This is a genomic window from Streptomyces sp. NPDC032472 (genome assembly GCF_040636955.1).
GTDB lineage: Bacteria > Actinomycetota > Actinomycetes > Streptomycetales > Streptomycetaceae > Streptomyces.
On record NZ_JBEZVK010000129.1, the window covers coordinates 1 to 9,332 of the forward strand.

General features: G+C 71.5%; 11 protein-coding genes. 5 read left to right on the forward strand and 6 right to left on the reverse strand.

Going from position 1 to position 9,332, the window contains the following annotated elements; translation table 11 throughout:
- Both ligA and AB0F11_RS36295 read right to left on the reverse strand, forming a co-directional pair.
- A partial coding sequence (ligA, locus tag AB0F11_RS36290; RefSeq protein ID WP_362183564.1) for an NAD-dependent DNA ligase LigA occupies positions 1 to 1,458 on the reverse strand: 1,458 nt, incomplete at its 3' end.
- A gap of 91 nt (positions 1,459 to 1,549) precedes the next feature.
- Positions 1,550 to 1,942 (reverse strand): MerR family transcriptional regulator, encoded by a 393-nt coding sequence (locus AB0F11_RS36295; RefSeq protein ID WP_362183567.1) that lies wholly within the window; start codon positions 1,940 to 1,942, stop codon positions 1,550 to 1,552.
- 135 nt (positions 1,943 to 2,077) lie between these two features.
- On the opposite strand from AB0F11_RS36295, the gene AB0F11_RS36300 reads away from it, so the two are divergent.
- The 5 genes from AB0F11_RS36300 (at position 2,078) to AB0F11_RS36320 (ending at position 5,886) form a co-directional block, all read left to right on the forward strand.
- Complete coding sequence (locus AB0F11_RS36300) at positions 2,078 to 2,743, forward strand: class II aldolase/adducin family protein (RefSeq protein ID WP_362183570.1); 666 nt, start codon at positions 2,078 to 2,080, stop codon at positions 2,741 to 2,743.
- On the forward strand, positions 2,740 to 3,150 hold the full coding sequence (locus tag AB0F11_RS36305) for a carboxymuconolactone decarboxylase family protein (RefSeq protein ID WP_362183573.1): 411 nt from the start codon (positions 2,740 to 2,742) through the stop codon (positions 3,148 to 3,150). The genes AB0F11_RS36300 and AB0F11_RS36305 overlap by 4 nt, the downstream gene beginning before the upstream one ends.
- 107 nt (positions 3,151 to 3,257) lie before the next feature.
- A complete protein-coding gene (locus AB0F11_RS36310; RefSeq protein ID WP_362183576.1) occupies positions 3,258 to 4,610 on the forward strand; it encodes a S28 family serine protease in 1,353 nt (450 codons plus the stop codon).
- Between the two features lie 129 nt (positions 4,611 to 4,739).
- Positions 4,740 to 5,303: a hypothetical protein gene (locus tag AB0F11_RS36315; RefSeq protein WP_362183579.1), complete on the forward strand. Its 564-nt coding sequence runs from the start codon at positions 4,740 to 4,742 to the stop codon at positions 5,301 to 5,303.
- 136 nt (positions 5,304 to 5,439) lie between these two features.
- The gene (locus AB0F11_RS36320) at positions 5,440 to 5,886 is read left to right on the forward strand and encodes a DUF6234 family protein (RefSeq protein WP_362183582.1); all 447 of its coding nucleotides are present in this window, start codon (positions 5,440 to 5,442) and stop codon (positions 5,884 to 5,886) included.
- Between the two features lie 39 nt (positions 5,887 to 5,925).
- Here the strand turns inward: AB0F11_RS36320 and AB0F11_RS36325 are convergent, their stop codons facing one another.
- The 4 genes from AB0F11_RS36325 to AB0F11_RS36340 form a co-directional block, all read right to left on the reverse strand.
- Positions 5,926 to 6,207, reverse strand: a complete 282-nt coding sequence (locus AB0F11_RS36325) for a hypothetical protein (protein WP_362183585.1) — start codon at positions 6,205 to 6,207, stop codon at positions 5,926 to 5,928.
- Positions 6,204 to 7,073, reverse strand: a complete 870-nt coding sequence (locus AB0F11_RS36330; protein WP_362183587.1) for a carbohydrate ABC transporter permease — start codon at positions 7,071 to 7,073, stop codon at positions 6,204 to 6,206. Before AB0F11_RS36330 ends, AB0F11_RS36325 begins: the two co-directional genes overlap by 4 nt.
- Positions 7,070 to 8,038 carry a sugar ABC transporter permease gene (locus AB0F11_RS36335; protein WP_362183590.1) on the reverse strand — a complete coding sequence of 323 codons (969 nt, stop codon included), beginning with the start codon at positions 8,036 to 8,038 and terminating at the stop codon, positions 7,070 to 7,072. Before AB0F11_RS36335 ends, AB0F11_RS36330 begins: the two co-directional genes overlap by 4 nt.
- Positions 8,032 to 9,332, reverse strand: a 1,301-nt coding sequence (locus tag AB0F11_RS36340) for an ABC transporter substrate-binding protein (RefSeq protein WP_362183593.1), incomplete at its 5' end; no start/stop codon positions are given. The genes AB0F11_RS36335 and AB0F11_RS36340, both read right to left, overlap by 7 nt.

Here is a 9,332-nt window from a genome sequence, read left to right on the forward strand (position 1 = left end):
GGTGAGCGTGAACAGGTCGGCGACATCGGTGACGTCGCCGGACTCCACCAGCGCCGCCACGTACGTCTTGCCGAGGCCGTCGATGTCGAGCATCTCGCGCCCGGCGGCGTATTCGATCAGCGCCGGGAGGGCGCACGAGGTGCCCTTGGCACAGCGCCACCGCTCCTGGCTCTTGTCGATGTCGCCGCCGCAGCGCGGGCACGCCTCGGGCAGCGGCACCGGCTCCGCCCCCGCGGGGCGCAGCGCGACCACGGCCGCCCGGACGCGCGGGATGATGTCGCCGGCCTTGTACACCGTCACGGTGTCGCCGAGGTGGAGGTCGCGGCGGCGGATGTCGGCGGGGTTGTGCAGGGTGGCCCGCGTGACGGTGGAGCCGTCGATCTCCACGGCCCTGAGGACCGCCGTCGGGGCGAGCACACCCGTACGGCCGACCTCCCACACGACGTCCTCCAGCACCGTCTGCCGCTCGACCGCGGGCAGCTTGACCGCGATCGCCCAGTACGGGAACCGGGTGCCCAAGCCGACCGCCGCCTGCTCGGCCGCGTCGTTCAGCTTGACCACCACCCCGTCGATCCCGACGGGCAGCTGCTCGCGCATGGCCGCGATCGCGTCGACCCGCTGCTGGGCCTCGGCCAGGTCGGCGACGACACGGAGCCCGGCCGCGGAGGCCGCCGTCGTCTGCACGCCGGCCGCGCCGACCGCGGCGACGGCCTCCGCGTGCGTGGCACCGCCCGGAAGAAACGTTTCGCCGTCCAGCTCCACCGCACCGTACGCCCAGAACGTCATCTGCAGCCGGTACGGCCGGTCCTTCGCCCGCAGCGTGCCCGCCGTGCCGTTGCGCGGGTTGGCGAAGAGCGGGGCGCCGTGGGCGGCCCGTACGGCGTTCGCCTCCTCGAACTGCGCCTGGGTGAAGGCGACCTCTCCCCGGACCTCGACCGTGGCCGGCACGGCGAGCTGCTCGGGCAGGCCGTCGATCTGGCCTATGACGTGGCTGATGTCCTCGCCGTGGCTGCCGTCGCCGCGGGTGACGATCTGCACGAGGCGCCCGCCGCGGTAGCGGGCGGCCACGGCCGCCCCGTCGATCTTCGGCTCGACCGTGAACCCGCCTTCGGGGGCGCGCCCCAGACGCCGCTGGACCGACGCCCCCCAGGCCACCAGCCCGTCGGCATCGAAGACGTTGTCCAGGCTCAGCAGCCGGGTGGTGTGCGCCACGTCCCCGACCGGGGCCGCGCCGTCGGCGACCAGCCCGGTCGGGGAGTCCTCGCCGGTTTCTGCGGGGTGCTCCTCCTCCCAGGCGAGGACGGCCAGTCTGAGCCGGTCGTACGAGGCGTCGTCCAGATCGCTGTCGCCGTCGCCGTAGTACGCCTGTGAGGCCGCGCGCAGGCGCCGGAGCGCGGCCTCGTACGCGGCACGGTCGGACAGGCTGAACAGCGCCTCTTCGGCGGTGAGGATCGTCATGAGGAGATCCTCTCGCGAGGCACTGACAACGGCCGCCGACGCCTGACCGGCCTGCCCCCGCGAGGTGCACACGCTTGCCCTCGAACCCGCCTCACGACGCCGGATCGGGCACCTGCCACCCCGCCATCTGCTCCCGGAACTTCGGGCACCTGACGATGTCCTCCTCGCTGCATTTGAGGGCGTGCGTCAGGAGTTGGTGGGCGTGGTCGAGATCGACCATGCGCTGCTCGATCTCGATGATCTTGGCGCGGATCATCGCCTCTCTGCGGGACTGCTCCCGCTGGAACTCACCGATCTCGACCAGGGTCAGCCCCGCCTGCTGGCACTTGCGCAGCACCGTGATCCGCTCGGCGGCCTCCGGCGGATAGCGCCGCTGCCCGCTCTCCCGCTCGGGTGCGGGCAGCAGGCCGTGGCGCTCCCAGTACCGGATGGCCGAAGCGGGCACTCCGGTGATCTCGGCGAGTCGGCCGATCGTCATGCGCATGTTCCGCTCCAGGTGCTCCTGGCGCTCCCCGTTCGTCCCGGCATTTGACTTGAACCTTAGTTCAAGTTGAAGAGTGGTCGGCACGTGGACAGCGGCGAACGAGCGGCCGCTGGCAGCACACTTGGAGACACCGCCATGAGCGACGCATTTGTACGGAAACAGCGGGCCGACCAGCTGGTGGAAGCCGCCGAGAGCCTCTTCGCGGCCGGGGTGATGTCCCACTCCGGACACGCCAACCTCAGCGCCAGGCTCGACGGTGAGCGCCTCCTGCTGACGCCGGGGTTCGTCCGCGGCCTGCGGCCCGAACAGCTGGCGACCGTCGGTTTCGACGGGCAGGTCCTCGAAGGGCAGCTGCAGTCCGTCAGCGCCGAGATCATCGCCATGCACAGCGCCGTGTACGAGGCGCGCCCCCACGTGGGCGCGGTCATCCACACCCACTCGCCCTCCGCGACCGCCTTCGCCGTGGCCCACCGGCCGCTGCCCTGCCGAACCGAGCCGATGCTGCGCTTCGGGCAGGCCGAGGACGTCCCCGTGGTGCCCTGGGGGCCGCGCGGATCGGACGTGTCGGTGCGCGGCATCGTCGAGGTGCTGGAACGGCGCCCGACGACGGCCGCGGTCCTGCTGGCCAACCACGGCCTCCTGGTGTTCGGCCCGGACTCGGCGGCCGCCGCCCACCTCGTGGTGGCGATCGAGGAGAGCGCCGAAGCCGAGATCGCCGCCGCGGCGATCGGCGGCGCCGTGGACTTCCCCCCGGGCGCCCAGGAGGCCGTCCGCGCCGCGATCGCGCGGGTCACGTCATGACCGACGACACCCTCGCCTCCCGTACGGAGGCCGTACGCGACCGTTACCGCTCCACCCTCGGAGCCGTTCCCGGCGGGGTGCAGCAGAGGCTGCGCCTGGCCCGGGAGTTCGGCAGGCTGCCGACCGAAGAGGCGCTCGCGGCACTGCGCCACATCGTGCTGACCGGCAATCCGCTGGGAGCACGCGTGCAGCAGCTCGTCCACTTCGGGCAGCTGCTGGCCCTCGGCCGGGAACACCCCGCCCGGATCCACGCCCAGGGCGCACTCCACGCCGGAGCCGGCATCGCCGACCTCATCGGGGTCGCCGAGACCGCGCTCATCACCGCGGGCGTGCCGGCGTACGCACTCGGCACCGAGATCATCGCCGAATTCCTGCCGCCGGCGGACGACGGCGGCCCGGGGGACTGAAGGGCCCGCTTGCACATCGTGGACAGGGGAGTCCTCCCCCATGAGGGGGAGATCTTTTCCACGCTCGGGGGAGCCGCGACCGCCACCGGACGCGGTTCTCTGGAGACATGAGGAACACGATGAAACGCCTGGTCATGGTGGTGGTGTGCGGTGTGCTGGCAGCGACGGGGGTGTCCGCCCCCGCCCTGGCCCAGCCGGCCGGAACCGCGCCCGACGCGGACATCCGAACCAGGATCGCCGCGGTCCCCGGGATGCGGCTGCTCGGCGAACGCCCGGGTGCCCCGGGGCAGACCGTGCTCGACCTGTCCTTCCGCCAGCCCACCGACCACCGCCATCCCGACCGAGGCTCCTTCGAGCAGCGGGTCACGCTGGTGCACAAGTCCGTCAAGAAGCCGATGGTGCTGTACTCCAGCGGATACGACCTGGGATCGTCCCCGCAGCGCCTGTCGGAGCCGGCCGTGTTGCTGGACGCCAATCAGCTCACCACCGAGCAGCGGTTCTTCGGGACGTCACGGCCCGAGGGCGCCGACTGGTCCACGCTCACCATCTGGCAGGCGGCCAGCGACCACCACCGGCTGATCGCCGCGCTCAAGCGGGTGTACCGCGGCTCGTGGATATCGACCGGAGGCAGCAAGGGCGGGATGACCGCCGTCTACCACCGGCGCTTCTACCCGAACGACGTGGCCGGCACGGTCGCCTACGGCGCGCCCAACAACACCGACGACCGGGACGACAGCGCGTACGACGCCCGTCTGGAACAGCTCGGCACGGCCGAATGCCGCGACGCCCTCAAGTCGGTCCAGCGGCAGGCGCTGCTGCGCCGTGAGGCCATGACCGAGCGGTACGAGCGGTGGGCGGCGGAGGCGAAGGCCACCTTCCTGACCATCGGCAGCGCGGACCGCGCCTTCGAACTCGCCGTGCTGCGCCTGCCGATGATGTTCTGGATGCACCAGCCCGAGGGCAGCTGCGCATCGGTCCCCGCAGCCGACGCGACGGATGACGCGCTCTACGGCTGGGTGGCCCAGGTGACGCAGCTGCCCGTCTACACCGACCAGACGCTCCAGGTGTTCACGCCGTACTTCCACCAGCTCGGCACGCAGCTCGGGTACGCGCACTTCGCCGCTCCGCACCTGGAGGGCCTGCTGCGCCACCCCGGCGTCCAGGACGTCCGCTCCTACGTGCCGCGGGACATTCCCCTGCGGTTCCAGGCCGGCGCGATGGCGGACATCGACCGCTGGGTGCGGCTCCACGGCAGCTCCCTGATGTTCGTCAACGGCGAGAACGACATAGCGGTCGCGGAGCCCTTCCGGCTCGGCACGGGCACGCGCGACTCCTCCGTATTCGAAGTCCCCGCAGGCAACCACCACATATCCATCGGCGGCCTGCGTCCGGCCGACGGTGAACGGGCCAGGGCCTCCCTGCGCAGGTGGGCCGGCGAACGCGCGGGCACGCAGTCCTAGGCGGCACACCGGCCGCGGGACCGCGGGGCGCGGCCGCGCGGCGCCGGACGGATTGCAGGGATGGTGATCGATTGCTATAGCGTGCCCACGTCAAAATGACGTAACGCGTGATCGTTGAGGGATTCCCGTATGACCTATCCGCCGCAGCAGGGCCCCGGCCCGTACGGCCAGCCCGGCCCCTACCCCCAGCAGCCGCAGGGGTACCCGCCCCAGCCCGGGTACGCGTATCCGCCGCCGCAGGCTCAGCCGCCCTACGGCGGAGCGCCGCAGCAGCAGATGTACCCGCAGCAGCCGCAGCCGCAGATGCAGCCCCAGCAGCAGTGGGCGGCTCCGCCCGCTGCGCCGGCCCGGAGCGGCGGCATCGGCATCATGAAGATACTCAAGGGCATCGGCGTCGTCATCGTCCTGATCGCCTGCGCCGTGGGCTACTTCCTCAGCCAGGACGACGCCGACCACGCGAAGGCCGGAGACTGCCTGAAGAACAACGGGACCACGGCGGCGAGCCTGGACCTCCAGGTGGTGGACTGCGGAACCGCCGGGGCCACGTACAAGGTGGTCGAGGTGATATCCGGCACGCTGGACACGCACCGCTGCGAGGGCAAGTCGGACATGGGCTACTACGAGCAGACCAGGGGCTCCCGCCGCAGCTCGGGCAAGCAGTTCGTGCTCTGCCTGAACCAGATCAAGAAGTAGCCCGGCTGCCGGACTGCCGGGCGGTGGCTCTCGTGTGGCGCCGCCGGGCTCAGCCGCAGGTGGCTGGGCCCGGCCGCCGGCGGCTCTGAGTACGGGTACTCATGCACGCCCGGCGGCCGCCCGGCAGGGTGGGCCCATGACGCACGGAGCCCCGGCACCCCTGGCACCCCCGGCACCCCCGCGGCGCCGCAACCGGCCCTGGTCGAACAGGACGTCCATCGGCGCGGACGTCACCGTCGCCGTACTGCTGTTCCTGGTGGAGACGGCCGTGTTCTTGTTGACCGGCTTCGCGTACGGCATGGAGGCATGGGCCGCGCAGGGGGACCAGGAGCGGATCGACGCCGCCCGGCTCGCGGACATCGCCTGGATGTCGTACTTCCTCCTCGCGGTCCTCGCCCTCGCCGGCCTGGCGATGCTGTCCCGCGCCCGCTGGACGGCCGTGTCCCAACTCTTGGCCGCAGCCGCGGCCGCCGCCCTCCTCGTCCTCGCCCAGCACGACTACGACCGCGCCCACCCGACCCCGGCTCCCCGCCCGGGCCCGGAGTACGTCCCCTGCTACAGCGGCAGCGGCCGGTGCAACTGAGGCTGCCGCGGCACCGCGGAGCAGACGGGGCACCCGTGGTCAGCCGGACGGGACGGTGACGGCCCGGGCGTTCCATCCGGAGACACGTATGCGCGGGGTGCCGGGCGGGTCGGGCGTCCTGTGGGTGGCCTTCACGGTCACGGATTCGCCCGGCCACAGGCTGATCTGGTTGTCGCTCCAGCGGACGGACAGCGTGGGAGTCCCGCTGGGGCTGTCACGTGCAAGGTGACCTTCGGCATCGAGCCCGGTCCGGTCAGGTCGGCGTAGGAGGCGGCGGGCGTGTGGTACCAGTCGCCGTGGGCGTGGTCGAGGGCCTCTCACTTGAGGCCGCTCAGCATCACGCCGCGGATGTAGTACTTCTGCAGCAGCAGGAAGAGGACCAGCACCGGCAGGACGCTCAGGACGAGACCGGCCATGACGATCGGCATCGTGCGCGTCGGGTCCACGTAGTCCTGCAGGAGCTGGATGCCGACGGGCAGGGTCATCACGTCCGGGTTGGCGGTCGAGACGAGGAGCGCCCAGATGTACTCGTTCCACGCGTGGACGAAGGTCAGCAGCCCGAGCGTCAGCACGACCGGCCTGGTCTGCGGCACGACGATCCGCCACCACACGGCGAACTCGCCGGCGCCGTCGATGCGCGCGGCCTCCAGGACCTCGTCCGGGATCGAGACCATGAACTGGCGCATGAGGAAGATCCCGAAGCCGTTGACCAGGAACGGCACGGCGAGCGCCGCGATGCTGACGGTCAGGCCCGCCCCACCGCGTCCGAACAGGTCGTTGCCGCCCGCCAGCGGCCAGTGCACCAGGATGAGGAAGTGCGGGATGAAGAAGAGGAACGGGGGGAACATCATCGTCGACAGCACGAGCCGGAAGATGAACGTCCGGCCGGGGAAGCGGAGTTTTGCCAGCGCATAGCCGGCGAGTGACGACGTGAGCAGCACCGACCCGGTGATCACGGCGGTGGCGATGACGCTGTTGCGGAAGAGCACCGGGAGATCCAGCTGGTCGATCGCCGCCCGGTAGTTCGACACGTCGAACGCCTTCGGCAGGAACCGGTACGGCAGCGTGCCCGCCTCCCCGGCCCCCTTGAAGGACGTCATCACCATGTCGAGGAACGGCACCACCGTGAGCACGGCGCCGATCACGACCACCAGATACGAGAACCACGGGAAACGGCGGCGGATCACGCGTCCTCCCCCTTGCGCCGGAAGATCCACAACTGCACCAGGGTGACCACGAGCACCACCACGAACAGCACGAAGGCGGCGGCGCTCGCCGGGCCCCAGCGGCCGTAGGAGAAGGCCTGCCGGTACATCTCCAAGGCGGCCACGTCGGTCGCGCCACCCGGCCCGCCCTTGGTCATCACGATGATCAGCGCGAACGACTGCAAACCGCTGATGAGCTGGGTGATGCACACGAGCAGCAGGGCCGGCCGCAGCAGCGGCAGCGTGATCTTCCAGAAGACGGTGACCGGCCCGGCGCCGTCGAGCGCCGCCGCTTCGTAGTACGACTCGGGGATGGACTTCAGCCCGGCGGTCAGGACGAGGATCGCCGAGCCGACCGAGGCCCAGGCCTGCACGACCACGACGGCGGGCAGCGCGGTGCCGGGGTCCTGGAGGAAGGCCACCGAGCCGAACCCGAGGGCGTTGAGGGCGCCGTTGACGAGGCCGCCCGGCTCGTACATGTACTTCCACACGTTGCCGACGGCGACGACGGTCGTCACGATCGGCAGGAAGTACAGGGTGCGCCACAGCCCCTGGAACCGCAGGTTGTCGATGCAGGTGGCGACGACCACGGAGCCGGCGAGCGCGAGGACCACCGTGCCCAGGGCGAACATCAGCGTGTTGGTGAGGATCGGCGCGAGGAACGTCGATCCGTCGGCGAACAGGCTCCGGAAGTTCACCGCGCCGACCGGCTGGATGTCCCCGAGGTCGAACCCGGCCCAGCGGGACGTCGACAGCAGCAGCGCGAAGCCGAGCGGCAGGATCAGGAACACGGCGAAGAACAACAGCGTCGGCGCCAGGAAGAGGTAGGCGACGACGACCTGGCGGCGCCGGGTCCGGGCGCGGCCGTCGACGACCGGCCCGGCGGGGCGTGTCGTCGCGGGCGCCGCCCGCTCGGCCGTCGTGGTCGGCGGCAGGGTGTTCACCATGAGCGCGACATCTCCCGGTCGACCTGACGGCGGGTGGTGCGCAGTGCCTGGTCGACCGTCTGCTGACCGGTCCACAGCGCCTCGATGTTCCTGCGCAGCAGCGACTTGGCCTGTTGTGCGCCGGGCACGTTCGGCTCCGGCACCGAGTACGCCAGCGCGTCCAGGAAGGGGCGCAGGTTCGCATCGCTGTGCGCGCCCAGGAGCGTGCGCATGTCGTCGGAGCGGCCGGTCAGGGAGCCGACGGACACCTGCAGGGAGCTCATCCGGGTCGCTCTCCCACCCGCCTGGGCGCCCTTGACGCCGCTCACGCCGACTTTCTCGGTGTTGAGCCAGCGCAGGAACTCCCAGGCCGCGCCCGGGTGCCTGCTGGCCGCGTTGACCCCGAGCATGAAGCCGGTGGAGAGCGTGGCGCGCCTGCCGTCCGCCTCGGGGAGGGGCAGCGGGGCGACGCCGACGTCGCGGTAGTCCTCGCCCATCATTTCCTTCAGGCTCCCGGTCCACCAGCCGGCGCTGACCACCATGGCCACCTGCCCGGACCGGAAGGCCTTGTAGACGTTGACGCCGGGGGCGCTCGCACCTCGGGCGACGAGGCGGTGCTCCAGGTCGAACACGGCCCGTCCGGCCGGCGAGTCGATGGCGGCTCTCCTGCCGTCCTCGGAGACGAACGTTCCGCCGGCGGCGCTGAGCAGGGCGAGCGTCTGGCCGACGGTGGTGGAGTCGTCAGCCGTCGACAGCCCGAAGCCCTGGACCAGCGTGTTGCCGTACCGGTCGCGCCTGGCGGTGCGGTAGGCGGTCTCCTCCAGCTCCCGCCACGTGCGCGGCGGACCGTGGACACCGGCTTCGCGCAGCAGCCGCTTGTTGTAGTAGAGGGCGTACGTCTGCACCTCGGTGGGGTAGCCGTGGACCCGGCCGCCCACCGACGCGGCAGCGACCGCAGCCTTGCCGTAGCCGCGCGTGATCTCCTCGGCGTGCTCGGGCGGAGCGGGCCGCAGGACGCCGGCCTGGACCAGCTGGCCGTTCCACAGGCAGTACGGGTGCAGGATGTCGGCGCCCCGACCCGCGGCCTGCCGGACCATGAACGTGGTCAGCAGATCCGTGAACTCCACCGCCTCGGTCCGGACCTTGACCCGGTCGTGGGTGGCGTTCCACTCGTCGACCGGGCCCTGCAGGGCCTGCTTGAGCACCCCGCTCGCGTAGTGGGTGAGCAAGGTGAGGACTATCGGATCCCCGGGCCGCCCGGTCCCCCGGTGGGGTGCGGAGCATCCGGAGGCGAGCAGCGCCGCGGGGAGGGCGA

What these genes read in the sequence shown, in the direction of transcription:
- AB0F11_RS36295 (WP_362183567.1), bottom strand. Translation starts at nt 1,942, where the DNA reads ATGCGCATGACGATCGGCCGACTCGCCGAGATCACCGGAGTGCCCGCT.
- AB0F11_RS36300 (WP_362183570.1), top strand. Translation starts at nt 2,078, where the DNA reads ATGAGCGACGCATTTGTACGGAAACAGCGGGCCGACCAGCTGGTGGAA.
- AB0F11_RS36305 (WP_362183573.1), top strand. Translation starts at nt 2,740, where the DNA reads ATGACCGACGACACCCTCGCCTCCCGTACGGAGGCCGTACGCGACCGT.
- AB0F11_RS36310 (WP_362183576.1), top strand. Translation starts at nt 3,258, where the DNA reads ATGAGGAACACGATGAAACGCCTGGTCATGGTGGTGGTGTGCGGTGTG.
- AB0F11_RS36315 (WP_362183579.1), top strand. Translation starts at nt 4,740, where the DNA reads ATGACCTATCCGCCGCAGCAGGGCCCCGGCCCGTACGGCCAGCCCGGC.
- AB0F11_RS36320 (WP_362183582.1), top strand. Translation starts at nt 5,440, where the DNA reads ATGACGCACGGAGCCCCGGCACCCCTGGCACCCCCGGCACCCCCGCGG.
- AB0F11_RS36335 (WP_362183590.1), bottom strand. Translation starts at nt 8,038, where the DNA reads ATGGTGAACACCCTGCCGCCGACCACGACGGCCGAGCGGGCGGCGCCC.